This window comes from Lactobacillus sp. B4026, assembly GCF_026535825.1.
Lineage (GTDB): Bacteria > Bacillota > Bacilli > Lactobacillales > Lactobacillaceae > Lactobacillus > Lactobacillus panisapium.
This window is the reverse complement of record NZ_JAFNPD010000009.1, coordinates 30,476-55,363: the sequence shown is the minus strand read 5'-3', so window position 1 is coordinate 55,363 and position 24,888 is coordinate 30,476. Positions and strand designations below refer to the sequence as shown.

Annotated in this window: 23 protein-coding genes and 1 tRNA gene; 18 read left to right on the top strand and 6 right to left on the bottom strand. The window is 37.1% G+C overall.

Annotated elements, in window-relative coordinates; translation table 11 throughout:
- Nucleotides 1–81 precede the first annotated feature (81 nt).
- Together J3U69_RS08055 and J3U69_RS08050 are read left to right on the top strand one after the other, a co-directional pair.
- Entirely contained in the window at nucleotides 82–1,725 is a 1,644-nt protein-coding gene (locus J3U69_RS08055) for a putative polysaccharide biosynthesis protein (protein ID WP_416381938.1), read from the top strand.
- Between the two features lie 142 nt (nucleotides 1,726–1,867).
- The gene (locus tag J3U69_RS08050; protein WP_267413636.1) at nucleotides 1,868–2,215 is read left to right on the top strand and encodes a hypothetical protein; all 348 of its coding nucleotides are present in this window, start codon (nucleotides 1,868–1,870) and stop codon (nucleotides 2,213–2,215) included.
- A 169-nt stretch (nucleotides 2,216–2,384) separates the two neighbouring features.
- On the opposite strand, the gene J3U69_RS08045 is transcribed toward J3U69_RS08050, so the two are convergent.
- The 3 genes from J3U69_RS08045 to gap all read right to left on the bottom strand — a co-directional run bounded on the left by J3U69_RS08045 (nucleotide 2,385) and on the right by gap (nucleotide 3,938).
- Entirely contained in the window at nucleotides 2,385–2,606 is a 222-nt protein-coding gene (locus J3U69_RS08045; protein ID WP_103751918.1) for a PspC domain-containing protein, read from the bottom strand.
- Nucleotides 2,607–2,676: 70 nt separating this feature from the next.
- A tRNA-Leu gene (locus J3U69_RS08040) sits at nucleotides 2,677–2,760 on the bottom strand.
- A gap of 158 nt (nucleotides 2,761–2,918) precedes the next feature.
- Nucleotides 2,919–3,938, bottom strand: a complete 1,020-nt coding sequence (gene gap, locus J3U69_RS08035; protein WP_267413635.1) for a type I glyceraldehyde-3-phosphate dehydrogenase — start codon at nucleotides 3,936–3,938, stop codon at nucleotides 2,919–2,921.
- Nucleotides 3,939–4,047: 109 nt separating this feature from the next.
- Between gap and J3U69_RS08030 the strand changes: the two genes are divergently transcribed.
- The 6 genes from J3U69_RS08030 to fba all read left to right on the top strand — a co-directional run bounded on the left by J3U69_RS08030 (nucleotide 4,048) and on the right by fba (nucleotide 10,642).
- Nucleotides 4,048–4,773 carry a LysR family transcriptional regulator gene (locus tag J3U69_RS08030; RefSeq protein WP_267413634.1) on the top strand — a complete coding sequence of 242 codons (726 nt, stop codon included), beginning with the start codon at nucleotides 4,048–4,050 and terminating at the stop codon, nucleotides 4,771–4,773.
- Between the two features lie 41 nt (nucleotides 4,774–4,814).
- Nucleotides 4,815–6,125, top strand: a complete 1,311-nt coding sequence (locus J3U69_RS08025; protein WP_267413633.1) for a serine hydrolase — start codon at nucleotides 4,815–4,817, stop codon at nucleotides 6,123–6,125.
- Nucleotides 6,126–6,127: 2 nt separating this feature from the next.
- The gene (locus J3U69_RS08020; RefSeq protein WP_103751914.1) at nucleotides 6,128–6,970 is read left to right on the top strand and encodes an NAD(P)H-hydrate dehydratase; all 843 of its coding nucleotides are present in this window, start codon (nucleotides 6,128–6,130) and stop codon (nucleotides 6,968–6,970) included.
- A 67-nt stretch (nucleotides 6,971–7,037) separates the two neighbouring features.
- Nucleotides 7,038–7,682 (top strand): L,D-transpeptidase, encoded by a 645-nt coding sequence (locus tag J3U69_RS08015; RefSeq protein WP_103751913.1) that lies wholly within the window; start codon nucleotides 7,038–7,040, stop codon nucleotides 7,680–7,682.
- Nucleotides 7,683–7,940: 258 nt separating this feature from the next.
- The gene (argS, locus tag J3U69_RS08010) at nucleotides 7,941–9,626 is read left to right on the top strand and encodes an arginine--tRNA ligase (protein ID WP_267413632.1); all 1,686 of its coding nucleotides are present in this window, start codon (nucleotides 7,941–7,943) and stop codon (nucleotides 9,624–9,626) included.
- A 101-nt stretch (nucleotides 9,627–9,727) separates the two neighbouring features.
- Nucleotides 9,728–10,642 (top strand): class II fructose-1,6-bisphosphate aldolase, encoded by a 915-nt coding sequence (fba, locus tag J3U69_RS08005; RefSeq protein WP_103751911.1) that lies wholly within the window; start codon nucleotides 9,728–9,730, stop codon nucleotides 10,640–10,642.
- An 80-nt stretch (nucleotides 10,643–10,722) separates the two neighbouring features.
- Here the strand turns inward: fba and J3U69_RS08000 are convergent, their stop codons facing one another.
- Nucleotides 10,723–11,292, bottom strand: a complete 570-nt coding sequence (locus tag J3U69_RS08000) for a histidine phosphatase family protein (RefSeq protein WP_267413631.1) — start codon at nucleotides 11,290–11,292, stop codon at nucleotides 10,723–10,725.
- A 157-nt stretch (nucleotides 11,293–11,449) separates the two neighbouring features.
- Here J3U69_RS08000 and J3U69_RS07995 point away from each other — a divergent pair, with 157 nt between their 5' ends.
- The 8 genes from J3U69_RS07995 (at nucleotide 11,450) to J3U69_RS07960 (ending at nucleotide 18,354) form a co-directional block, all read left to right on the top strand.
- Complete coding sequence (locus J3U69_RS07995; protein WP_267413630.1) at nucleotides 11,450–12,313, top strand: aldo/keto reductase; 864 nt, start codon at nucleotides 11,450–11,452, stop codon at nucleotides 12,311–12,313.
- A gap of 302 nt (nucleotides 12,314–12,615) precedes the next feature.
- Nucleotides 12,616–14,106, top strand: a complete 1,491-nt coding sequence (locus J3U69_RS07990) for a BglG family transcription antiterminator (RefSeq protein ID WP_267413629.1) — start codon at nucleotides 12,616–12,618, stop codon at nucleotides 14,104–14,106.
- Nucleotides 14,069–14,524, top strand: coding sequence for a PTS sugar transporter subunit IIA (locus J3U69_RS07985; protein WP_267413628.1), 456 nt, complete (start codon nucleotides 14,069–14,071; stop codon nucleotides 14,522–14,524). Before J3U69_RS07990 ends, J3U69_RS07985 begins: the two co-directional genes overlap by 38 nt.
- An 11-nt stretch (nucleotides 14,525–14,535) precedes the next feature.
- Nucleotides 14,536–15,003 carry a PTS sugar transporter subunit IIA gene (locus J3U69_RS07980; RefSeq protein ID WP_267413626.1) on the top strand — a complete coding sequence of 156 codons (468 nt, stop codon included), beginning with the start codon at nucleotides 14,536–14,538 and terminating at the stop codon, nucleotides 15,001–15,003.
- 13 nt (nucleotides 15,004–15,016) lie between these two features.
- A complete protein-coding gene (locus J3U69_RS07975) occupies nucleotides 15,017–15,358 on the top strand; it encodes a PTS fructose transporter subunit IIB (protein WP_220232148.1) in 342 nt (113 codons plus the stop codon).
- A 13-nt stretch (nucleotides 15,359–15,371) separates the two neighbouring features.
- Nucleotides 15,372–16,469 carry a PTS fructose transporter subunit IIC gene (locus tag J3U69_RS07970; protein WP_220233085.1) on the top strand — a complete coding sequence of 366 codons (1,098 nt, stop codon included), beginning with the start codon at nucleotides 15,372–15,374 and terminating at the stop codon, nucleotides 16,467–16,469.
- Between the two features lie 66 nt (nucleotides 16,470–16,535).
- Nucleotides 16,536–17,435 carry a ketose-bisphosphate aldolase gene (locus tag J3U69_RS07965; protein ID WP_267413625.1) on the top strand — a complete coding sequence of 300 codons (900 nt, stop codon included), beginning with the start codon at nucleotides 16,536–16,538 and terminating at the stop codon, nucleotides 17,433–17,435.
- A 52-nt stretch (nucleotides 17,436–17,487) separates the two neighbouring features.
- Nucleotides 17,488–18,354 (top strand): ROK family protein, encoded by an 867-nt coding sequence (locus J3U69_RS07960; RefSeq protein WP_267413624.1) that lies wholly within the window; start codon nucleotides 17,488–17,490, stop codon nucleotides 18,352–18,354.
- Between the two features lie 247 nt (nucleotides 18,355–18,601).
- Here J3U69_RS07960 and J3U69_RS07955 read toward each other — a convergent pair whose 3' ends face one another.
- The gene (locus tag J3U69_RS07955; protein WP_103751906.1) at nucleotides 18,602–19,522 is read right to left on the bottom strand and encodes a LysR family transcriptional regulator; all 921 of its coding nucleotides are present in this window, start codon (nucleotides 19,520–19,522) and stop codon (nucleotides 18,602–18,604) included.
- A 119-nt stretch (nucleotides 19,523–19,641) separates the two neighbouring features.
- Here J3U69_RS07955 and J3U69_RS07950 point away from each other — a divergent pair, with 119 nt between their 5' ends.
- Entirely contained in the window at nucleotides 19,642–21,468 is a 1,827-nt protein-coding gene (locus J3U69_RS07950) for an FAD-binding protein (RefSeq protein ID WP_267413623.1), read from the top strand.
- Between the two features lie 74 nt (nucleotides 21,469–21,542).
- Here the strand turns inward: J3U69_RS07950 and J3U69_RS07945 are convergent, their stop codons facing one another.
- Nucleotides 21,543–22,913, bottom strand: a complete 1,371-nt coding sequence (locus J3U69_RS07945) for a serine hydrolase domain-containing protein (protein WP_220219946.1) — start codon at nucleotides 22,911–22,913, stop codon at nucleotides 21,543–21,545.
- Nucleotides 22,914–23,100: 187 nt separating this feature from the next.
- Here J3U69_RS07945 and J3U69_RS07940 point away from each other — a divergent pair, with 187 nt between their 5' ends.
- Complete coding sequence (locus J3U69_RS07940) at nucleotides 23,101–24,870, top strand: oligopeptide ABC transporter substrate-binding protein (protein WP_267413622.1); 1,770 nt, start codon at nucleotides 23,101–23,103, stop codon at nucleotides 24,868–24,870.
- Nucleotides 24,871–24,888 lie beyond the last annotated feature (18 nt).

Sequence of the window (24,888 nt, the reverse complement as noted above, 5' to 3'; positions counted from 1 at the left end):
TAAAGTGATAAGTATATTGATTGTTAATTGTCGTTTTTCATTCAAAATAAAATAGTTAGTACACGAATTTAGGGAAAATTGATGAAAGAAAATAATTTAAAAGAACAAAATACGCAAGATACCTTTATTAAGGGTAGCGCGTGGATGACTTTTGGCTCAATTACCTCACGTATTTTAGGTGCACTTTACATTATTCCGTGGTTTATCTGGATGTCACCTTATGGTAATATCGCTAATGCTTTAACTGCGCGTAGTTATAACATTTATAGTATTTTTATCTTAATTTCGACAGCAGGAATCCCGGGAGCAGTGGCCAAACAAGTGGCTAAGTATAATGCCCTAAATGAATATGGCGTAGGGCGCAAATTGTTTCACCGTGGTCTTGTCTTGATGATTGTTTTGGGTGTTGTATCAGCCGCGATTATGTATTTTGCTTCGCCATTTTTAGCTTCGAATGGGTCTCGTAGCGATCCACGCCAAGTTGCGGTAATGCGCAGTTTGTCTTATGCTATCCTGCTCATTCCCGTGTTAAGCATTATGCGGGGTTATTTTCAGGGATACGCTGATATGATGCCGTCGGCAATGTCGCAGTTTGTTGAGCAATTTGCTCGGGTTGCTTGGATGCTTTTAACTGCTTACGTAATTATGCAAGTGCAGCACGGTAATTTTGTTGATGCAGTTGTTCAATCCAACTTCGCCGCCGCTATTGGTGCAATTTTTGGTATTTTGATTTTATGCTTGTTCTTGCTTTCCAGAAGAAAAAAATTAAATTACCTAGTTGAAAATTCCGAAAACGAAATTCAGGTTTCGACAGCAGCCTTATTTAAAGAGATAATTGAGCAAGCAATTCCGTTTATTATTATTGATGCGGGAATACAATTATTTTACCTAGTGGATCAATATACTTTCCACCCAATGATTGCTAGTGTGGTCAAGGCTAGTTACAACACGATTGAAACGTGGTATGCGTTATTTGCGCTGAACGCTAATAAGCTAATCATGATTATTGTTTCCTTGGCTAGTGCAATGGCGGTAACTGCGATACCATTATTATCTGCTGCACATGCTAAACATGATTTTGCCGGGATTTCTAAACAGATCGGCAACACACTAGATTTGTTTTTGTTCGTAATGATTCCGGCTGCGTTTGGTATGGCAGCCATTGCTACGCCAATTTACACCATTTTTTATGGTTTTGATCAGTTGGGTTCTAATATTCTGTATTTGTCTGCCTTTACCTCGATTACATTGGGGATGTTTACGGTATTAATGGCAATTCTGCAGGGATTATCAGAGAATGGCCTGGCGATTAAGTATCTAGTGTTAGGTCTAATCATTAAACTGATTGTGCAATATCCGATGATTTACGTGTTTAAAGTGTTTGGACCACTTGTAGCCACTAATTTAGGGATGTTTGTGATTATCTTTTTGGCTCTTAAACACCTAGAAGTAGTCTATGATTTCAACCAGGGACGCACAAGCAGACGTTTTATTGGAATTACCGGTTTTTCGCTGATTATGTTCCTGATTGTTCTTGGCGTTGAAAAAGTGCTTGAGCTCTTCTTGAGTCCTGCTAGTCGCCTTCAGGCTCCAATTATTGTCGTTGTTGCAGTGTTAGTTGGGGGAATCTTCTACGCCGCTGCGGCGATTAAATCGAACTTAGCGCAAAAGATCTTAGGCGATAAAATTGTGCCGCTTTTGGCTAAGCTACATATAAAAGCATAAAACTAATAAATAGCATTGAGTGAATATTACTCAATGCTTTTTTATTTTTTACTAAGTTTAAGGTGGTTCGATTAACAGATCAGTTAACTACTGCAATAATATTTAACAAATACTGTTTTAAATGATGGAAAAAGAAAAAATCATGAATATCAGAAAAAAAGGAATTTTTATCTTTATTTTTATTTTTGGTGCTTTCTTCTACTGGTTTTTTTACCAAAACTCGTGGGTTCCGCTTTCGGCAAAATTTGAGGTTAACCAAATGCTGCAAAGTCATGATACTAAGAGGATGCGCCAAGTTGCAGCAGATAAGAAAACTAGGTCATATTTATTACATTTAAAAAAAGACACTCATTGTGACAGTGTGACTGATTTTCAAGGTGGCTCAGAAAATATTGGCTACTATGTCGCTGATATTAACGGCAAGGGAGTGGGAATCTATATGCAACGAGAAATTCTGCTTTTTTGGCGAATTAAAGAAATTAAATTATGAGTCAAATTCAAAAAAGAGCATGGGTTCAATAATTGAGAACTCATGCTCTTTGATGCAGAAATATTAGTATTACTAAAATTCTTGTAGCCAGCAAAAACTAACTTATGATGTTTTTGCTTGTGCCCCTGCCAAGGAACTTCATTTTAACAAGAGTAATAGGTAAACGCAATTAGTATTGACGATATTCACCAGAAGGAATGTCATCAGCACGCGTTTTGTCCGGCATAGCAATTGCTGCGGCAATATAGGCGATTAACCCAAAGCCGGTAAAACAAATAACCATTGCGCCGCCGATTCTAGTCCAGGCTTTATCCCAGCCAAAATATTCAGCGATTCCGCCTAATACACCAGTTAAAATTTTATCTCTTGATTTGGTTAAACGCTTTTGCATGCCAATTCCTCCTTAATATTAATAAATTTTTGACAAAAAAAGCTAATCGAATGATTAGCTTTTCTTTTAATGCCCCGAAAAAGATTCGAACTTTCACTTAGTTACCTAAACAGCGACCTGAACGCTGCGCGTCTGCCAATTCCGCCATCGGGGCCTCTTTTAAAATACATTAATTATAATACCAAATTTTCGCGGGGATGTCATTAAAATTTAAAGTTTAGAAGACAAAAAAGCCATTTTCTTAAACTAACTAAGAAATGGCTTTTTATATCAATTTTCAGTAAAAGGTAAAAAGATTCTAATTAGAACGATTTAGCCTAATTTAGCTATTTTTTGCAATGTTCTGATCATTTGCGCTACAAACCCGGATTCGTTATCGTACCACGCATAAGCCTTAATAACTTGTGAATAATCAGTGCCCGTAGCAATTTGGGTAATTGTCGGATCAAAAACAGAACCAAATTCCGTGCCAATAATATCAGATGAAACGATCTTATCCTCATTGCCGCCAAATGTCACATTGTCAATTGTGTGCTTTTTGACTGCGGCATTGAATTCATTAACAGTAACGTTCTTAGCAAGGGTAACCGCTAATTCTGTTATTGAACCAGTGATCACAGGAACACGGAGAGCGATTCCTGTTAGCTTACCTTGTAATTCCGGGATTACTAGGCCAATTGCTTTAGAGGCACCAGTTGAATGGGGAATAATATTTGCGCTAGCGGCACGTGCATTACGAACATCACCGTGGCGATCGGGACTATCTTGCAGCATTTGTGAACTAGTATAGGCATGTAAGGTGGTCATTGTTCCAGCTTTAATCTGAAATTCATCGTTAATAGCCTTGGCTAACGGAGCCAAGCAGTTAGTAGTACATGAACCAGCAGAAATAATTTGATCATCCGCATTTAAGGTATCGTCATTAACATTATAAACGATTGTCTTCATGTCACCGGCAGGTGCTGAGATCAATACTTTTTTGACGCCGGCTTTTAAGTGACTGCTGGACTTTTCCTTTGAAGTGTAAAAGCCAGTACATTCTAGTACAAGCTCAACCCCGTCATTTTTAACCCAAGGAATATCACTTGCGCTTTTTTCAGCGTAAACAGGAATTTTTTGGCCATCAATTACGATTGCATTTTCTGTTGCGGCAACTTCATGATTAAATTGACCATGAGCCGTGTCATACTTCAATAAATGAGCCAACATTGCTGGTGAAGTTAAATCGTTGATCGCAACAATTTCTAAACTATTATCTTTAATGTCATAAATACGCCGTAATGATAAACGACCAATTCTGCCAAAACCATTAATACCAATTTTTGTAGTCATAAGATTTTTCTCCCTTCTTTGATTACAAAAAATAGTATAATGAATGAAAATGGCTTTGCATAAGCCGAAAAGTTAATAGGGCTATCACTTTTAGTGATAATGTGACAAGATGAATTTTAATGACTTAAATATTTATAAGACAATTTATGAAACTAAATCTATCAATAAAGCTGCTAAAGAATTAGGCTATGCACAATCTAATTTGACAGCACGCTTAAAGGCAATTGAACATGAATTGAATTCAACTTTATTTGTTCGCTCAAATCAAGGTGTGGCTCCGACGGATAACGGAAACAAAGTATATCGTTTTGCTGTTAAAGCGCTCCGAAATTGGCAAAAACTGCAAGATACGTTAGTTATTCGAAAAACGATTTTATCATCGGAATTACTAGTTAACTTTTTAATCGCTAAGAAGAAATTTTTTATTACTGATTATGCAGTTACCATTAAGAAAAGTAACCAATTGGAATCGGAACTAACGCAAAGATACTACGATGTAGTGGTGACCTTTAACCAATTCGACTTGCCTAATTATCGGTTAAAGCAAACAGCTAATTTACCAGCGTGCTTTTTGAAAGGAAAACAAGAAGATGGATCGACCTGTCCGATTGCAATCAATAGTGATTTAACTTGTCCGTTTAGAAAACTAACCCTGAAGTTATGTCCAGATAAAGCGAGATTGATAGAAATTGATTCGCTTGAAACAATTATGCAATTGGTAAAAAGGGGAGAGGCAGTTGCATTATTACCACAATATTTAATTGACAATGATTATCAAAAGGTTAATGATCATAATTTTAATATTCCCTATTATTGTTATCAGTATCAAATTTAATCTAGAACTTGCTAAAATTTTTTCACTTCAAAGGAGAACTTATGAACCTAAGGAGAAATTTAAAAACAGTTGTGGTCAGCTTATTGGCTATTGTGACACTATCTGCGTGTGGAACAGGTCCTAGTAGTGAACCGGCAGCTCAACCTAAATCAGTTCAAGTCAGAAATAATTATCAGTCTGAGCAATTAAATCTCAATGTTAAATCGGCAATTGCAATCGATAGTAAAACGGGGCAACTGCTTTATGGCAAGAATATTAATCAGGTATTGCCAATTGCTTCAATGACCAAATTAGTAACGACTTATTTAACCTTACAAGCAATTAAAGAGCAAAAACTTAGTTGGGATACAGAAGTAAAGCCAACTAAGCAGATTGTCAAGGTTGCCAATAATAAGCAGTTTTCTAATGTGCCACTAAAAATGGGGCACTCTTATACAATCAGGCAGCTATACCAAGCGACCTTAATCGAATCTGCCAATGGGGCGGCAATGTTGCTTGCTCAGGCCGTCAGTGGCTCGCAAGTTGCGTTTGTTCGGCAGATGCGTCAGCAATTAAAAAAATGGGGCATTAATGACGCCCAGATCTATACTGTTTGCGGTTTGCCCAATAAAAGTGTTGGGACGGATGCCTATCCAGGAGCGGATAAAGACGCAGAAAATGAGATGTCAGCTAAAGACATGGCAATCGTTGGTCAGCACTTGTTGACTGACTTCCCCGAAATAATTGAAACAACAAGAATTGCTCATTTAAACTTCACTGATCAAGGAAGCCAAACACTCATGACTAACTTTAATTGGATGCTTAAAGGCTTGTCCCAATACCAGCAAGATCTAAAAGTTGATGGTCTAAAAACGGGAACTACTGATGCTGCTGGTGCTTGTTTTATTGGAACGGCAAAAGATAGCGATGCAAGACTAATTACCGTGGTAATGGGAGCAAGGCATGCTAATAGTCTTGACCCAGCCCGTTTTGAGCAAACTGGCAGGTTGCTGCGGTATGTTTACCGTAATTATCAACCCATTGTTTTTAATCAAAATGAAGTGATTATGGGTACCAGCAAGATTAATGTTCATAATGGCGCTAACAAGCAAGTTGATATCGGCATGAAGCAAAGACGAGTAATCTGGGGACCAAAAAATGGCCAAAAATTAACTGTTAATTTAACTAAGGATACCATTGAAGCTCCGGTAACCCAAAATCAAACGGTTGGTTCATATAGCTTTAAATCGGGGTCAACTAAACTAATTTCTATCCAAGAACCTGACGGAATTAAACTACCGGCAAAAGCGTTGCAATCCACTAAACAGGTTAATTTCTTGCTTCGTTTTTGGCACCGGCTTTTTGGAGGATAACAATGACAGAAATTAAGCAATCTATTTTAACTAAGGTTATAGCCAAAAGAAAAAGCAACACCCATAAGGGAAACTACGGACGAATTTTATTAATAGGTGGAAGTGAGAATTACGGTGGTGCAATTATTATGGCCGCAGAAGGTGCACTGAAATCTGGCGCTGGTCTAGTTTCTGTTGCTTGCCATTCAATTAATTTAAATGCTCTACATGCGCGTGATCCTGAAGTGATGTATGTTGATTGGCGCAGCAGTGATCTGCCGCAATTAATAAAAAACATGGATGTCATTGTTTGTGGACCAGGATTAGGAGCTACTCCATTTGCGCAAAAGCTTCTTTTGCAGCTGGGTCAAGTAGTAACTAACCAGCAAACGCTTATTTTAGACGCTAGTGCGCTGGATTTGATTGGTCAAAATCGGTCGCTGGCCCCGCAAAATGCGAAGTTAGTAATCTTGACTCCTCATCAAATGGAATGGCAGAGACTTAGTCAAATTAGGATACCTTATCAAACGGATGCAGCTAATTTGACGGCATTAAATAAGCTGTTTCCAGGGCAAAATGCTATTTTAGTTTTAAAGTCCAATCATACCAAAGTTTATACGTCAAATAAGGATGTTTTCGTTAATCCTCTTGGTAATCCAGGGATGGCTTGTGGCGGCATGGGCGACACCTTAGCCGGCATAATTGGTGGCTTTACTGCGCAATTTGGTGGCAATATTGATTCCGTTTTAGCAGCTGTATATTTGCACTCACTCGCTGGCGATTTAATTGCTAAAGATGAATATGTTGTACAACCAACCAAAATTAGTGCGCTTTTACCTAAACTTATGCTTAAGTTTGTAGATTAAGTTTTTGGCTAAACTAGCAAATATTGTAAAATAGAGTATAAATAATTCTCGAGGAGGTTGATTTAGTATGAAAAATAGCCTATTAAAGCCGCTAACAGGCCTATTTGTTCTACTAATCTGTGCAATCAGTCTAGCTCGTGTTTCGATGCCGTCAAGTCCGAAGGAAGAAAAGCCCAAGGAAAATCAGAAAATGCAGGTTAAGAAGACGGCAGCATCTTTTCGTCCCTATAAGGATCCGCAAGATCTGCGGGTGCCTTATGACTGGCATCAACCCAGCGAAACAAAAGCTTATCCTAAAATTAAGCCGCTTGAAAATGATCTAACCATTCGTGTTTCTCTTCGGGGCAATCGCGTTTATATTTTGCGTGAAAACCAGGTAGTGTACACGATGCTGGCAAGTGGAGGGCTCTTTAAAAAGGGCAAATCGACAACGCCCACAGGGACTTTTAAGATTCAGGATAATCGGGGAGATTCTTTTTATAATCCAGAATTAAATGAGGGTGCTAATTATTGGACTAGCTGGGATAAAGATAATGTCTACCTCTTTCATACGGTTCCAACTAAAAGCAATGGAAAGTATAATCGCAAAGAAGCCAAAAAATTGGGTGTTAAATCCGCGTCTCATGGCTGTATCAGGTTGAGTATTTCAGATGCACGGTGGATAATGAAAAATATTCCCACTGGCACAAAGGTAATCGTCAAAAATAATTAAAAGTGTTGGCTTGAATGCCATTTCCTGTTATAATCAATTTTTGAGAGAGGTTAGGAGTAGTAAGCATTTATCCTAGTAAGCGAGTCCGAGTTGATGAGAGTCGGGTTAGGAGGATGACTGAAGGCGTGCCTGACCAGTAATTTAACAAAAATAATAAGCGGATACTTTGTATCAAATAGAGTGGTACCGCGGGTAAAAACTCGTCTCTTCCTTTGGAATTAAAGGAAGAGGCTTTTTTATTGGAATTTGGAGGTAAAAATGGACTTTAAAAGTAAAGTAGTTGATCTTGTTGCCAGTCAAGTAGATTTGCCTAAAGAAAAAATCAACCAACTTATTGAACGGCCAAAGAATGAAAAGATGGGTGATTATGCCTTCCCTGCATTTACTCTGGCTAAAGTTATGCATAAAAATCCGGCTGAGATTGCTCAAGAAATTGCTGCCAATCTTGAAAGCAGCGATTTTACCAGTATTCAAGCTGTTGGTCCGTATGTTAACTTCGCAATTAACCACGAAAAATTAATTACGCAAGCTTTGCATGAAGTTTTGACAGAAAAACAGCACTATGGTGACCAAAAATTAGGGCAAGGAAATGTTCCTATTGACATGTCAAGTCCCAACATTGCTAAGCCAATGTCAATGGGACACTTGCGTTCAACTGTAATCGGTAATTCAATTGCGGAAACATTGAAAAAAGTTGGCTATACTCCAATTAAGATCAACCACCTAGGTGATTATGGCACCCAGTTTGGTAAGCTGATTTCTGCTTATAAACATTGGGGTAATGAGGAAGATGTCAAAAAAGATCCAATCATGAACCTCTTTAAGTATTACGTTAAGTTTCATGAGGAGGCTGAAAAGCACCCTGAGCTTGAGGATGAGGGCCGTGCATGGTTTAAAAAACTTGAGGATGGTGATCCTGAAGCAGTTAAATTATGGCAATGGTTCCGTGACGTTTCCTTAAAAGACTTTAAGCGGATTTACAAAGAATTGGGCGTCGAATTTGATTCATACAGGGGCGAAGCATTCTTTAACGATAAGATGCAACCTGTTATCGATGAATTAAAGGAAAAAGGTTTGCTTCACGAATCACGCGGGGCACAGGTAGTTGATATGGGCGAAGACGAAAGCCCAGCTATGATTGTAAAATCTGACGGTAGCAGTATTTACCTAACCCGTGATTTGGCTGCCGCTATTTACCGAATGAATACTTACCATTTCGTTAAAATGCTGTATGTTGTCGGTAATGAGCAAGCTCACCATTTTGTTGAACTTAAAACGGTTTTGAAGAAGATGGGTTATGATTGGGCAGATGAAATTTACCACGTACCATTTGGCTTAATTACGCAAAATGGTAAAAAACTATCAACCCGTAAAGGTAACGTCGTTTTCCTTGACCAAGTATTAAAGGATGCCGTTAACCTAGCTCGTAAGCAAATTGATGAGAAAAATCCTGCTTTAGCTAACAAAGAACAAGTAGCTCATGATGTTGGTGTAGGAGCCGTTGTGTTCCATGATCTTAAAAATGATCGGGTAGAAAACTTTGACTTTGATTTAGATGAAGTTGTTCGCTTTGAGGGCGATACTGGTCCTTATGTTCAATACACCAATGCGCGGGCACAGAGTGTATTACGTAAAGCTGCGAAGTTAGGTCAAGAGCCTAAACTTGATGCTGCACCAGTTAAGGATGATTGGTCATTTAGCGTTGCCAAAGCATTAGCCGATTTCCCAAGAATCATTGCGCGCAGCAGTGATAAATTTGAACCATCTGTTATTGCCAAGTATGCTTTGGATTTAGCTAAGAAGTTTAATAAATACTATGCTAATGTTAAAATCTTGGTCGAAGATGAGCAAATTAACACGAGATTGGCGTTAGTTCAGGCGACCTCAATTGTCTTGACTGAGGCCCTCAGACTACTTGGTGTTAATGCTCCTAAAGAAATGTAAAAAAAATTCAAAAAATAACGCTTACATCGATTAAAAGATTGCTCAAGACTTCGTTATTACGGTACAATGTGACTGTAAGATTAATAGGAGGTAATTTATTAATGGCTTATTTAGATAATGGTAACCAAATCTTTAAAGATGCTCGTAAAAACCATTATGCAGTCGGTGCTTATAACACTAACAACTTGGAATGGACACGTGCAATTTTGCAAGCAGCTGAGGAAACTAGAACCCCAGTTTTAATCCAAGTTTCAATGGGTGCTGCTAAGTACATGGGTGGCTACAAGATTGCTAAGGATATCGTTGAAGATTCAATGGACGCAATGGACATTTCAGTTCCAGTCGTATTGAACTTGGATCACGGTGACTTTGAAGCTGCTAAGGAATGTATTGCACTTGGCTACTCATCAGTTATGTTTGACGGTCACGCATTACCAACTGACGAAAACTTAGCTAAGACTAAGGAAATCGTCAAATTGGCTCATGAACGTGGAATTTCCGTTGAAGCTGAAATCGGTAAGATTGGTGAAAACCAAGGTGCTGAAGGCGGAGAATTAGCTTCTGTTGAAGATGCTAAAGCTTTCGTTGCTGCTGGTGTTGACAAGCTTGCTTGTGGTATCGGTAACATCCATGGTGTTTACCCAGCTGACTGGAAGGGTCTTAACTTCGATCGTTTGAAGGAAATTGCTGATGCAGTTTCTGTTCCACTTGTTTTGCACGGTGGTTCAGGTATTCCTGAAGAACAAGTTAAGAAGGCTATCTCACTTGGAATTTCAAAGGTTAACATCAACACTGAATTCCAATTAGCATTCCAAAAAGCAACTCGTGAATACTTCGAAGCTCACAAGGATGAAGACAAGGCTAACAAGGGTTATGACCCACGTAAGCTTTTACTTCCTGGTACTGAAGCAATCACTGATGCAATGAAGGAAATGATCACTTGGCTTGGTACTCCTTCAATTGACGACAAGATTAAGTCAGCTGCTTTTGACAAGAGCTCATTAAACTTAGAATAATTACCGAGTTGTAATGAAATTAAAAAGGCTAACTCCTGAATGGAGCTAGCTTTTTTTTATTAAAAAATAAACGATTCAAGCTAACAATCTGGATTAAACAGTGTTTTTAACCGAAAAATATCATCGTCAAAGTCATATTTTAAGACGGAACAATTCTTAATTCTTTCAGTCCTTTTGAATGTATTGTACTTTTCCCAGATTTTATAAAAATTAGCGATGGCAGCACCATGTGACACAATTAAAATATGCTTATTAGGTGATTGGCGCACAATTTTTGTAATTTCTTGGTTAATGCGAGCTGTCAATTCCTTCTGCGATTCGCCACCAAATTGAACGAAAAAATCATTGTAGGGAAGTGGCGGATTTAAGTGCTCACCTTCACCTTCATAAGTGCCAAAATTCCATTCACGCAAGATTTTATTTGTTTTAAATGGCAAATCAGTAATTATTTTGAGTGTATCAATTGCTCGTTCAGAGGTAGAAGAATGAGCTTCCTCCAGTTGGACATGCTCTTTTTCAAAATACTCCTTTTTAGTAGCTTTTGCTTCCTGAATTCCCAATGGTGTGAGTGGTGAATCACAAAAGCCTTGAATTTTGTGTTGAACGTTAAATAATGTTTGACCGTGTCTTACTAAATATAATGATTTCATAAATAAACACCTTTCATATTTTATGCAATATTAATTGTAACCGACTTGGATCAAATTCCTAAGCATTATTTAATAATTTACGGAAAAACTTGACTTAAAGCGTACTTTAAGTCCTATACTTCTAATTGAAAATTAATCTTAAACAAGGAGGAATAAGATGATTTTAGATGAGACATTAACCTTAAACAACGGAGTCAAAATTCCTAAATTAGCATTAGGCACGTGGGAAATTAATAATAATCAGGTTGCCCAAGTGGTCGAAACAGCTATTCAACTTGGCTACCGGCACGTTGATACTGCGCAAGCATATGGTAACGAAGCTGGAGTGGGATTAGGAATAAAAAATTCTGGGATTCCACGTGAACAAATTTTTGTTAATTCAAAAGTTGCCGCCGAAATCAAAAATTACGCCGATGCCAAGAAGTCAATTGATGAATCTTTGGCGAAAATGGGACTTGATTATTTAGATATGATGATTATTCATAATCCGCAGCCTTGGAACGAAGTTAATCAATCAGCTGATCGCCATTTTGAAGGTAATTTGGCAACTTGGCGTGCATTAGAGGATGCAATGAAGGAAGGCAAGTTGCGTGCAATTGGTGTGTCGAGTTTTGAGCCGGATGACTTAACTAATTTAATTAAAAATAGTGCGACTAAACCGATGGTAAACCAAATTTTGTGTCACATTGGTGCAACACCGAAAGATTTGCTTGCTTTTTCTCAAAATCAGGGAATTGTTGTTGAATCATTTTCACCCGTTGCCCATGGAGCTGCCTTGAATAATCCGGTAATAACTCAAATGGCCGATAAGTATCATGTATCAGCGGCCCAACTCTGTATTAGATATGATTGGCAGCTAAATACGGTAGTGTTGCCTAAAGCGGCGCGAGCTGATCACATTAAGCAAAATACGGAAATTGCTTTTGAAATAAGTGCCGAAGATATGCAAACTTTGCAAGAAATTAATGCAATCGATTATGGGGAAGCCAGTCATTTTCCAGTATTTGGCGGAAAGCTTTAATTTACCGAGTCTTCATAAAAAAATAAAAAAATTAATTTGAGTTACTTATTCTTTTAGGTTGAATAAGTAACTTTTTTTTTCAAAAAAAGGCTTGCTCTAATTTTTTTGCTTAAATGAATTATTTTAGAATTAACTGATAAAGACTAATTAACTTCTAGCTAAATCTGAAAAGAACTAGTGCTAAAGCTTTTTATGTAACTAGTTTTAAATAAATGTCCTTTGAAAGAACTTGCTAAGGACACTTTTTAATTAATTAACCGTTTACACAAAAAGCAAAATATAAGTATCAGGAGGGATGAAAAGTGCAAAAAGAAATTAGTCAACAAATTATTGATTATCTTAAAGTTCACAATAGGTTCATTACTTCTGATGAACTTTCCAACGGACTAAATGTTTCTAAAAAAACAATTGCACGTCACATTAATAGTTTAAATGAAAAGTTTCCCAAACCAATCATTATTTCTCAAAGGGGGCGAGGCTATGAGTTAGATTATTCAAATTATCTAGATTATGCAAACCAAAATGTGCATCATGATTCTTCAACACATTTAAGGCAAGAAAACATGTTAACCAAGCTGTTATTTGCATCACCGAATGAAGTAAAAATATATGACTTAGTAAATAGTTTGTACATCAGCGAATCAGTTTTGTGGAATGACGAAAAGCAAATTGGCAAAAAAATAAAGAAGTGGAATTTAAAGTTAAAGCGTAAGCAGCGATCTATCCAAATAATTGGAAATGAAAAAGACATTAGGAATGCTCTCATAGAATTAGTGCTTCATATTAATAACTCTACTGATATAGAAACTTTACGCAAGAATACAGGTCAATCTCATCAAAAAGATTTTAATTTTGCATTAAGTCAGGTTGAAATGGCATTACGTGTTTTGAATGGCTCGCTAACTTATCCATATAATATCAATTTTTTTGCCCATATCTATATTCTGCTTACAAGAGCAAGAAAGTACAAGTCAGTTGACAAATCAATTGCTTCGGAAGGCAATTTACAAGAAGAAATAAAAATCAATCCTGAAATATTCAGTGTTTGCAAGACCATTGTAGACAATATCAAAAAATATCTTGGAATTGCTGGAACAGATATAGATTCAGAAGTTTATTACTTATTTAAGTACTTGCTCACATCGAGATTTAATTCATTTGATGGGATAGTTTTGGATGATCGTGATTTAGCGGAAGAAGTAACTGATTTCTTTTTACAAGAAGTTTCACAAAATCTAGATTGCAATTTTGAATTATCAATTAAAGATGAGATAAAAAAACATGTTTTGGCGATGATTAGTAGACTAAAAATGAAAATTTCTCTGCCGAATGCATTGTTGAATGACATAAGGTTAGAATATCCCGGTGTGTTTTTGGCAACAAAGAAAGCTTCGGAAAAAGTAAGTCAAAGGTTTGAACTACCCGAGATTTCAGATGATGAAACAGGCTTTATCTGCTTGTATTTTGCAAAATATTACGAAGAAAAAAATAAGTCAAATACAAGGGTAAAGGCCTATGTTATCTGTACAACCGGGATTGGCACCTCAGGAATCATTTCAACGAAAATAAAAAATAGCATTCCAGAAATTGAAATTGTTGGGTTGGCTTCAAACTTTGATATAAAAACAATTTTAAAGAAGCAGCCTGCTGTTGATTTACTAATTAGTACTGTTCCAATTGATTGCCATGGAAAGGTTCCCATTGAACTTGTAAGTGCATTTTTTACCAAAAAAGACGAACAGAAGGTGAAAAATATTGTTAGAAAAATTCAAAATGAACGCAAGCCTGTTTAGATACGACAATGGCAGCGTAATTAGCCAAAAAAGTGCCTTTAAGGAAGTAGCAAATAATGTCTCCAAGATTATGAAAATTGATTCAAAAAGAGTAATCGACTCCATAGAAAATAGAGAAAAAACAAATAGTACAGCCTTAATTGAAGGACTAGCAATTCCTCATATAATTTTGAAAGGAAATTTTTCACCGTGGTTATATATTTTTAAATCAGACAAAGACATTGCTGATTGGAACTGTCTTGATGACTCAAAAGTGAGTATTTTAATTTGTTTAATTGTTCCTCAACCAGTCAACCAACAAGATGACAATTTCAGAAAAATGCATCTTGTTATCAACAAATTAGCAGAAGATGATATTGTTTCGCAAATCAGTAAAACGGAAACTGCTCGACAGGTAGTAGATATTTTAAGGAGTTAGGAGTTAAAACTTTGTCGGAAAAAATAGTGGATATTGCTAAAATCGTAAGCCCCGACTTAATTAAACTCAATTTAGTTGGTACATCGAAAAAAGATGTTATAGATGAGCTTAGCGATCTTTTAAAAAGAGATAATGATATAGATAATAAGCAAGTTTTTGTTAAAGATGTGTTTAAACGTGAAACTGAAGGAGAAACAGGTATTGGCCAAGGGGTTGCGATTCCTCATGGAAAGTCACCAGCCGTTAAAAACACTACAATTGCGATTGGATTGAGTGATCATCCTATTCCATGGGAAACGCTTGATGATAAGCCAGTAACTGCTGTGATTCTCTTTGCTGTGAGAGATCAGGATGCAAGCACATTGCACTTAAAACTCTTGCAACAAGTAGCAATCTTATTATCGGATGACGATTTTATAAACAAGCTTCATCATGCAAAAACGAAGGGAAGCGTGATTCAGCTTTTATGTAACGAATAAGGAGATGATTTATATGAAGATTGTATGTGTATGTGCTTGTACATCCGGAATAGCACATACGTACTTGGCAAAAGCAAAGCTAGAAAAGGCAGCCGAGGAACTCGGTGATGAGATTCATATTGAGACTCAAGGAACAATTGGTACAGAAAATGAACTGACTCCTAAGCAAATTGCTGATGCGGATGTTGCATTATTAGCGGTCGACATTGCAACTACTGGTAATGAACGCTTTAGGAATTTGCCGACTGTCAAAGTTGGCACCTCATTAGTTGTTAAAGCGCCAAAGCAATTGCTTAAAAAAATTGCAAAAGAAGTCAAAGCCAAGAATGTCAGAAAGCGTGATATGAATGAATAATTTTTTTAATGGTATAAAAAAAGCGGGATCTGCTGTTAAAAAGCACTTGTTAACCTCAATTTCGTATATGCTCCCGTTAATTGTAGCTTCTGGACTACTTATAGCAATAGGTAACCTAATGGGGGGTAAACAAGTAACTAATTTAGCCCAAATGAATTTCCCTAATGCCATGACCACTTTGGGCGTTTTAGGAATGGGCTTATTACCATCATTTATTGCTGGCTATATTGGCTATTCGATAGCCGATAGGCCGGGGATTGCTCCTGGATTTTTGTCAGGCCAAATTGCTTCTTTTCTTGGAGCAGGTTTTCTGGGGGGCATTATTGGAGGATTTATATCTGGTTATATAACTTTAGGGATTAAGAAAATCAAAGTTCCAAAGTGGGCAAGTGGGCTGATGCCAATGCTTATTGTTCCTACAGTAACTTCAATCTTTACAGCATTGATTATGTTTTTCTTGTTAGGCAGTCCATTAACTGCTGCGACCAGTGCTCTGAATCATTTTATAACTGGGCTAGATCGCTCTCAAAGAGCCTTATATGGCTTTTTAATCGGCTTAATTGGCTGTGCTGATTTTGGCGGGGCAATTAGTAAAATCCCTAATCTGATTTGTGACGGGTTATTGTTAGACGGAATTAAAGGACCAGAAGGAATAAAAGTTTTGGCGGCAATGGTACCTCCATTTGGGATAGCTGGATCATATTTATTTGCCAAACTCTTTCACAAAAAAATTTACACTAAACGTGAAGTTGAAACTATTGAAGTTGCTTTTCCAATGGGATGTTGCATGATAACTGAAGGCGTTATCCCAATTGCTATGAATGATTTACTTAGAACACTTCCTTGTACTTGGATAGGGTGTGGTATTACCGGCATGATTAGTTATGCATGGGGAAATGAGAGCTCAGTTCCTTCAGGAGGAATTTTCGTAATCCCGGCAATGTCAAAACCTTTTGTAGCAATAATTGCTTTAGTTGTAGGTTCGCTTGTCACAGGAATTTTATTAGCAATTATAAAGAGACCTTTAACTGATGAACAAGTTAATGGGTCCCCTGAAAAAGAAGATGAAAATGAAGAAGATGTTGATTTATCAGGAATTGATCTTCAATAAAATAGCTTATACATTTGTTTTTAGAAAAAAGTTAAAAGAACTCAAAAATATTTAAGGAGATAAACAATGACTTTAGTAAATATGAACCAATTAATGGAAGTAGCTAGAAAAAACAATTTTGCAGTAGGGGCATATAATGTTTCAAACTTGGAATTAATGCGTATTGCAATTGAGCAATGTGAAGCAGACTATGCTCCAGCAATTATTATGATTCATCCAACGGAATTGAGATATTGTAAAGATGACTTCATTAGTTATGTTCTGACTCGTATTCGTGACAGTAAAATTCCTGTTGCCCTCCACCTTGATCATGGGGATTCAGTTGACAGCGCAGCTCGAGCAATCCATGATGGATTTAGCTCAGTAATGATTGATTTATCGGCAGAAGATTGGGAAACTAATGTTTCATTAACTAGGGAAACGGTTAAAATGGCTCATAGAGTAGGCGTTTCTGTTGAAGGTGAGGTTGGAACAATCGGTCAAACCGGTATTCACGTTGAAGGACACAAAAAAGAGGGTATTTATACTACGCCTGAAGAAGCGCAAAAGTTTGTGGAGGAAACAGGTGTTGATACCTTAGCAGTTGGCATAGGAACTAGTCACGGAATTTATCCATCAGATGTCACGCCAAAAATTAGAATTGATATCTTAAAAGATATTGTTAAGGCTGTTCCAGACACGCCACTTGTTCTGCATGGTGGTTCATCAAACCCAGATGAGCAGATTGCTGAAGCAGTTAAGAATGGTATCAATAAAGTGAATATTTCTTCGGACTATAAGCATGCATTTTTTGAAAAAGTTCGTGAGATATTGGGTAAAGATGATGGCTGGGATCCAAATAATTTATTCCCAGATGCTATTACAGCAGCGAAGCAGATTGTTCACCACAAGAATGATTTATTTGATGCTGTAGGTAAAGCAAAATTATATGAAGGAATGGATCCTTGGCGCGCAGACAAGATTTAGTAATAAATAATAAATGAGGACATCAGCCCTCATTTTTTTGAAAGGAAAATTAATGACTACATTAGGCTCAATTGAAGCTGGAGGAACCAAGTTCATTTGTTCAGTAAGTGATGAAAACTTAAATATTATCGCCAAAGAAAGAATTCCTACTAGTCTTCCCAGAATTACTATGCCGCTAATTTATCAGTTCTTTCAAAAATATCATCCTGATTCAATTGGCATCGGCTGCTTTGGTCCGATAGGTATTAATGAAACTCGTAAAAACTATGGCAAAATATTAGCAACTCCGAAAAAAGGATGGGTAAATTATTCATTTTTAGAGGAAATAAAGAATCACATAAATGTACCTGTATTTTGGACAACAGATGTCAACGCTGCTGCTTACGGAGAGTTTAAACTGGGTGCTGGAAAAGAATTTAAAAATATTGTTTATTGGACTGTGGGAACCGGTATCGGTGCTGGCGCAATATACAATGGAAAGCTTTTAAATGGCCTCTCTCATCCAGAAATGGGACACTTATTGGTTAGAAGAAACCAATATGATTATATTGATGGGGTGTGCAATTATCATTATGATTGCTTAGAGAGTTTGGCTAGTGGTCCTGCAATTGAAAAAAGAGCTGGTAAAAAAGCTGAGGACTTGTCAAAAAGCAGTAAACAATGGGATATGGAAGCATACTATCTTGCCCAAGCATGTGTCGATGTCGCAATGGTTTTATCACCTGAAAGGATTATCTTTGGTGGAGGCGTCTCAAAACAAGAGCATCTGTTTCCCAAAATCCGCTATGAATATAATAAAATGATTGGACACTATATTAAAACTTCTTCGTTGGATAGTTTTATTGTTCATGCAAAGTTGGGTGATGATGCTGGTACAATAGGCTGCCTTTTACTAGCAAAAAAGAGGCTGAAAATTTAATCTGTAAGCCAATCGATGATGTCTATATAAAAGTTAAACTATTGTCTTATGGAAGTTATTTATATTTTTAGTAATTTAAATGTGTTATTAAAGCAATATCAAATTATGGATGGAGCTAACAATTAAAGACCTGCTAAAACCAAACTAAAGGGACTAACTCCGATTGGATATCGGAAGTTAGCTCTCATTTTAGGGTTCACATCAAAATCTTAATCTACCTATTTTTGTTTGATCTGAATATTCGTTTTCAGCTAACTAAAATTTTAGTCGTAAATGTTTGTTTTAAAATAGAAATCACTTCTGCTATTTCCGCCATTAAATAGTCGTCATTTTTTAAAGTAGAAACGGTAAAGTTGATTTTAACCTCATCTTGAGGCAATTTAACGTAATTGATATGTTGGTATTTCTTGGTTTTGACTGCAGCAATACTTGTCGTCATATTACCTAACCCTTGTGCGGCTAGTTTTAGTGCTGTTAGTGAATCTCTGACATGAATTTGGGGATAAATTTGAATACCATTATTGCTAAAATACGTGTTAATAATTTCCTGGTAACGTCTTTCTCCATCAACGACAATAAAGTTTTCCTGATTGAGTGTTTGTAATTTAGTCCCAGAAATATGAACTTCTTGTTTATTTGGTTGGTATAGTTTGGAATTTTTCCCAAGTACCAAGACTTGAGTATCACGATGCAGCTTTTGGCTTTTGACGTTAGGCAGTTGCAGCTCATTTCCGACAAATAAATCAATCTGCTCGTCTTTAAATGCTTTTTCGGCATCCGCCGTGCTTAATTCTAATGTTTCGGTTTTTAAGGTAGGAAACTTAGCTAGCAGCTTCGGTAAAATAGTTAAATTAAAATTTTCGCCAAGAGGTGGGGTAATACCCATTATTAAAGTAGGAAACTCGTTTTTAGTAAATCTTTTCATTTCTTGATTTAATTGATTTTCTAATTGTAAACTTTTGCGCAAATAACTCATGAGTAATTGCCCAGCAGGTGTTAACTGGATTGGATGTGACTCACGGCTAACGAGTAAAACATGATATTTTTGTTCATATTTCTTAATGATTCGACTCAGATAAGGTTGCGTAAGATAAAGCTTCTTGGCAGCTTCAGAAATAGAGCTACTGTTTTCAAGTGTTTCTAAAAAAATTAGTAAGCGATTATTCATTCTTGATCCTATAACTGTTTTGTAATAGTAATTTCAATAATTAAGTATTTCACATAGTTAATATTATAGTGTTTAATGAAAGCGTAAACAACAAAAATATTAATAAGGAGATCAAAATCATGAGTCATAATCAAGATTTTCAGTGGGATGCTGTATATGACGTTGCTGTTCTGGGCTTTGGTGGAGCCGGAGCGACAGCTGCCCGGTTTGCCGCAGATAACGGTGCTAAAGTTCTATTGGTTGATAGTGCGCCAGAAGGCCATGAGGGTGGCAACACCCGGTATGCTGGACAGATGGTTGGTGCCGGCAAGGACTATGAGGCATTAAAAAATTACCACGAGCATTTAGCCGCACCCCTCAAGCCAGATCAAGCAGCCTTTACGAACTTAATTGAGGGAATGGCCAATATGGGTGACTACTTCAGAAAATACCTAGATGTCGAGCCAGTTAGCATGAAAAAAATGCTGGCGGGTACACCTTCAACCGCTTATGTGACGGAATATCCGGAACTACCTGATGCTGATTCTTATGATGATTACTTAGTGCATCAAGGAGTAGATGATGCGGCCTTATGGAAAATTTTGCGGCAAAAAGTTTTAGACCGCTCTAACTTAATTGATATTTGGTATGCTTCACCTGCTAAACACTTAATTCAAGACGGCGTAAGTAAAACTGTTATTGGGGTTCAAATTGAGCATAAACATGTTTTACGCAACATCAAAGTTAACAATGGTGTCGTTTTAGCTGTTGGTGGTTTTGAAAATAACCAAGAGATGATTCAGACCTTCCTGCAAGCACCATATCTTGCACCAATTGGTTCTTTATATAATCAAGGTGACGGAATTAAAATGCTTGAAGAAGTAAACGCGCAATTATGGAATATGCGCTCATTCGAATCACTGGGTCAATTCCACGGATTGTCTTTAAAACAAAATAAAGGTGTCCGTTCTACTTATGCACTTAATGTCTTCTGGCAAGAAAGTTCAACTGGTAGTGTAATTGTAGTTGGTGATGATGGTACAAGGTACTTTAACGAAGCTGAAATGAACCGTCACGGTCATATCTATAATCACGGCGATTGGGTAGTTCCACTCAATCAGGCTCATCCTTATATGATTTTTGATCAGAAAAAATATGATGAATTACAGAATGAACCTGATGATGGTTTAAAGGTTCCAGGCTATTTAGATAAAGCAATTAAAGCAGAGTCAATCGGAGAATTAGCTCAAAAAATTACTAAAAATCCGGCAATACTAGAAGAAACGATTGTTGAATTTAACTTTATGGCAGAGCAAGGCAAAGATTATGCCTTTCACCGTAATCCAAAAACTTTGCGCAAATTTAGTTCTACTGGTCCTTACTATGCAATTGCGCTTAGACAAAATATGCTGAATACGCAAGGCGGTGGACGAAGAAACGGTCATTGTCAGGTCGTAGATCCGAATGGCAATCCAATTCCACATCTGTATGAAGCGGGTGAATTAGGCTCACCATTTGTTAATAAATATACAACTGGTGGCAATATTGCCGATTGTCTGATTTCTGGAAAAATTGCAGGTGAGAACGCTGCAACCCTTAAACAGGATTTACCAGTGTCTGGTAGTGGTAATTTTACTGATGCTAAAATTAATCCTGACTTCCAAGCCGAAAGTGATGAAGACCATAACCACTATACCTTAGGTAAGAATCAGTATCTCGGATATAGTAATAAGGGTATGGGTGACGGCGTTGTTGTGCGAACAACGGTTAGTGATGAAGGAAACATTGAGAACGTTGAAATTTTAAAGCAGACCGAAAGTGATGATTATGGTCTAAAGGCTATTAAGGAACTACCGAAGAAGATTGTGGCGAAAAATACGTACAATGTTGATGCGGTTTCCGGTGCTTCGCAAACTAGTAGGGCAATTAAAGAAGCCGTCAAGGATTCACTTAGTAAAGTTAAATAAATAAAAATAAGTTAACTAAACTTGTTTGGACACAAAAACAGCGTGTTGTCGCACGCTGTTTTTTATTTGTGAATCTAGTTTACTTTAACAAACTCGGTTGCCTTCTTAAGTGCAGGATCTGATTGTAAGTAAATTTTATCAGTACCCAATTCAATCGGAATCAGTTCATGTTGGTAAAGCCGAGCTTCAATGTACATTTTGCCATTTGCACCTTCAAGTACTGGATTATTCCATTTACCGATAGTTGCTTTAAGCTCGCCATTTTCGTCACAAAGAGTAACCAAACCATAGCCTGGATTTTCGTAATCACCAAGTAATTCTGCTTTTGCTTTAACTGCATGGCAGTCATTACCTTTAAGCTTGGCAATATTATCTTCTCTTGCCTGGTTTTTCTTTGCCATAATTTTGCTTACTTTGTCGGCCCAGTCTGTGTCATGAATTCCTAAGGCCTCGTCAATTGTTTGATAAGCCAAAGCGAAAATTGAATCGGTAGAATCCATGTTGGTAGTCACAACAAATGCCAAGTCAAGATCAGGAACGAAGCCTAGGAAAGAACAATATCCAATATATGAACCACTGTGATAAAAGTACTTGTGACCACGGTAGTCTTCCATCATCATTCCTAAACCATAAGCACCGAAGTTAGCACCACCATATGCTCGGCTAGGAGGCATGATTGATTGTGGCTGATAACGCTGAGCAGTAACCTCAGTTGAAGTTGATTTTTGGGTTTTTAGCTGGAATTCACCCCAAGTAAGCAAGTCGGCAATTGTTGCTAACATGCTGCTGGCTCCGCCAACCTTGCCAGGTGCAATAAATGGAACTTCTTGCGTTACATCATTATCTCTAATATAAGGCTTAGGAATTCTGTCACGTGGCGCTTCATGATGATTAATGAAAGTATTATTCATGTGAAGTGGCTTAAGTAGGTGTTCACGTTCGTATGAGCCGTAATCCTGACCGATTGCTTGTTCCATTACGTAGGTTGCCACGGCATAAACCAGATTACTATATTGCATCTTAACCCGTAATTCGTGGTTAGGCTCCAAGTAGCCGACATGTTCAGCTTTTTCTTTTAAAGTTAGATCATGCTTATTCATGTTAGTAAAACGCATTAAATCGTGAGCAGGTAGTCCGCTTTGGTGACTTAGTGCATCTCTAAAAGTTAAATGATCTTGAGCATATTTATCAACGAGTTGAAAATCAGGCCAATATTTTTTTAAAGGATCATCTAGGCTGATTCTACCTTCATCAGCTAATTGACAAATTGCCGTTGCCAAAAAGGATTTAGAAATTGAGGCTAAAGGATACAAGCTATCTTCGTTCGCATCGCCGTAAACATGGCTATAGCTCTCATTTTTGTGATAGATCCCAAAGCCTAAACTTGGCAAATTGAATGTATCTCTTACTTTTTCAGCAAAGTCATTTATTTTTTGTTTATCCATTACTACTCCTTTTGTAAATTACTAATCCAACATAAGCCGATAGTAAAATTACAGTCTTTTATAGTCCATTTTACTCTTTTTAGGGACAAAATTAAATATTCTTTTCATAATTATGATGTATTTATTTGACTAGTATGATATATTTATTAACATAATAAAATTAATTTATACGGAAATGAGAAAAGATATGAAAAAGAATAAGTTGTTAACTTCAATTGGTGTTTTAAGTCTTTCTGCAATTGCTCTAGTTGGTTGCGGTAAGAAGAATAATGCTAATAATGACGAAACTAAAAATGTTTCTAAATTCCCAATTGAGACTCCGAAAAAAGCAGTCAAACAAGGTGGAACGGTTAAGATTGCAGTCGAAACAGATACACCATTTTCAGGTATTTTTTCGCAGGAATTATCTTCTGTGGATGTTGATTCAATGGTGGCTTCTCCTGGTCAAGAGACTTTGTTTGATAGTGATGATCATTTCAAAGTTACTGATAAGGGTGCAGCAACACGCAGATTGGATCAAAAGAACAAAACCATTACCATTAATATTAAAAAAGGTGTTAAATGGTCTGACGGTAAACAAGTTGTAGCTAAAGATTATGAATATGCTTATGAAATCTTAGCAAACAAGGATACGGCTTGTCCTCGATATAGTAGCCAGTTTGAAGTTTTAAAAGGTCTGAAAGAATATCACGAAGGCAAGGCAAAAACGATTTCTGGTATTGAAATGCCTGATGGCGAAAATGGTCGTAAATTAGTTCTTCATTTCACGGAATTAAGTCCAAGTATGTCTAACGCAGGTAGCCGGTCGCTTTGGGAAGCGGTTGAACCTTATCACTACCTTAAAGATATTCCTTTCGCTAAATTAAAATCATCTGATAAAATTAGAAAGAACCCATTGTTCTTTGGTCCTTATAAAATGGAAAAGCTAGTTCGTGGACAATCAGCCACTTGGGTTCCCAATGAATATTACTGGCGTGGCAAGCCAAAATTAGATAAAATCGTCGTTTCTGTTGTTTCCCCTAATTCAGCTTCGCAGGCTATCAAGAGTCATAAATTTGATGTGATTCCAGTGATTAACACTCAATGGCCTCAAGTAAAAGATACCAAGGACGTTAACTTTGTGGCACAAATTCCAATTGCTTACCATTACCTTGGTTTTAAAGTTGGTAAATGGGATAAAAAACTCAGCAAAAACGTTGAAAATCCAAAGTCTAAGATGAATAACAAGGCTTTACGGCAAGCTATTGGTTATGCAATGAACGTTGATGCCGTGAATAAGCGTTATACATATTCTTTGACCTTTAGGGTGAAAACTTTAATTCCAGAAATCTTTGGTGATTACTACGATAAGAGTGCCAAAGGCTTTGATTATAACCTTAAGAAAGCAAATGAAATTCTCGACAAGGCCGGCTATAAGAAGAAGGGCAAGTGGCGTGTACAGCCTGATGGCAAACCACTGAAAATTAATGTAGCCGCAATGAGTGGGGATGCAACTAAGGAACCAATCATTCAGAACTATATTCAACAATGGCACAAAGTTGGCTTAAACGTTCAGCTGGCCACGGGACGCTTGATTGAGCACAACTCGTTTTACGACAAATTGCAAAACGATGATAAGGGCATTGATATGTATATCGGTGGCTGGTCAACACCAACTGAACCATCGCCACATCCTTACTACAGTGAATCAGCTCCATTTAACATGGCCCGTTTTGTAACTGCTAAAAATAATAAATTGCTGACAGAAATGAATTCGCAGAAGGCATTTAACCATAAGTACCGCGTACAAAAATTCCACGAATGGCAACAATACATGAATGACGAAGCTTATGTCATTCCAATCGATAATTCTTACCAAATTACAGCTGTCAATAATAAGCTTACGGGGTATTCACTCAAGCCTTCAGAAGGCAACAACGGCCACCCATTATGGTACAAAGTTGGCTACGCAAAATAATTTTATTAAAAGACTAGA

Coding starts and splice junctions, on each gene's coding strand:
- J3U69_RS07960 (WP_267413624.1), top strand. CDS start 17,488: ATGACTACATTAGGCTCAATTGAAGCTGGAGGAACCAAGTTCATTTGT.
- J3U69_RS08045 (WP_103751918.1), bottom strand. CDS start 2,606: ATGCAAAAGCGTTTAACCAAATCAAGAGATAAAATTTTAACTGGTGTA.
- J3U69_RS07950 (WP_267413623.1), top strand. CDS start 19,642: ATGAGTCATAATCAAGATTTTCAGTGGGATGCTGTATATGACGTTGCT.
- J3U69_RS07995 (WP_267413630.1), top strand. CDS start 11,450: ATGATTTTAGATGAGACATTAACCTTAAACAACGGAGTCAAAATTCCT.
- fba (WP_103751911.1), top strand. CDS start 9,728: ATGGCTTATTTAGATAATGGTAACCAAATCTTTAAAGATGCTCGTAAA.
- J3U69_RS08050 (WP_267413636.1), top strand. CDS start 1,868: ATGAATATCAGAAAAAAAGGAATTTTTATCTTTATTTTTATTTTTGGT.
- J3U69_RS07965 (WP_267413625.1), top strand. CDS start 16,536: ATGACTTTAGTAAATATGAACCAATTAATGGAAGTAGCTAGAAAAAAC.
- J3U69_RS08000 (WP_267413631.1), bottom strand. CDS start 11,292: ATGAAATCATTATATTTAGTAAGACACGGTCAAACATTATTTAACGTT.
- J3U69_RS07955 (WP_103751906.1), bottom strand. CDS start 19,522: ATGAATAATCGCTTACTAATTTTTTTAGAAACACTTGAAAACAGTAGC.
- J3U69_RS08020 (WP_103751914.1), top strand. CDS start 6,128: ATGACAGAAATTAAGCAATCTATTTTAACTAAGGTTATAGCCAAAAGA.
- gap (WP_267413635.1), bottom strand. CDS start 3,938: ATGACTACAAAAATTGGTATTAATGGTTTTGGCAGAATTGGTCGTTTA.
- J3U69_RS08030 (WP_267413634.1), top strand. CDS start 4,048: ATGAATTTTAATGACTTAAATATTTATAAGACAATTTATGAAACTAAA.
- argS (WP_267413632.1), top strand. CDS start 7,941: ATGGACTTTAAAAGTAAAGTAGTTGATCTTGTTGCCAGTCAAGTAGAT.
- J3U69_RS08015 (WP_103751913.1), top strand. CDS start 7,038: ATGAAAAATAGCCTATTAAAGCCGCTAACAGGCCTATTTGTTCTACTA.
- J3U69_RS08025 (WP_267413633.1), top strand. CDS start 4,815: ATGAACCTAAGGAGAAATTTAAAAACAGTTGTGGTCAGCTTATTGGCT.
- J3U69_RS07945 (WP_220219946.1), bottom strand. CDS start 22,913: ATGGATAAACAAAAAATAAATGACTTTGCTGAAAAAGTAAGAGATACA.
- J3U69_RS07940 (WP_267413622.1), top strand. CDS start 23,101: ATGAAAAAGAATAAGTTGTTAACTTCAATTGGTGTTTTAAGTCTTTCT.
- J3U69_RS07975 (WP_220232148.1), top strand. CDS start 15,017: ATGAAGATTGTATGTGTATGTGCTTGTACATCCGGAATAGCACATACG.
- J3U69_RS08055 (WP_416381938.1), top strand. CDS start 82: ATGAAAGAAAATAATTTAAAAGAACAAAATACGCAAGATACCTTTATT.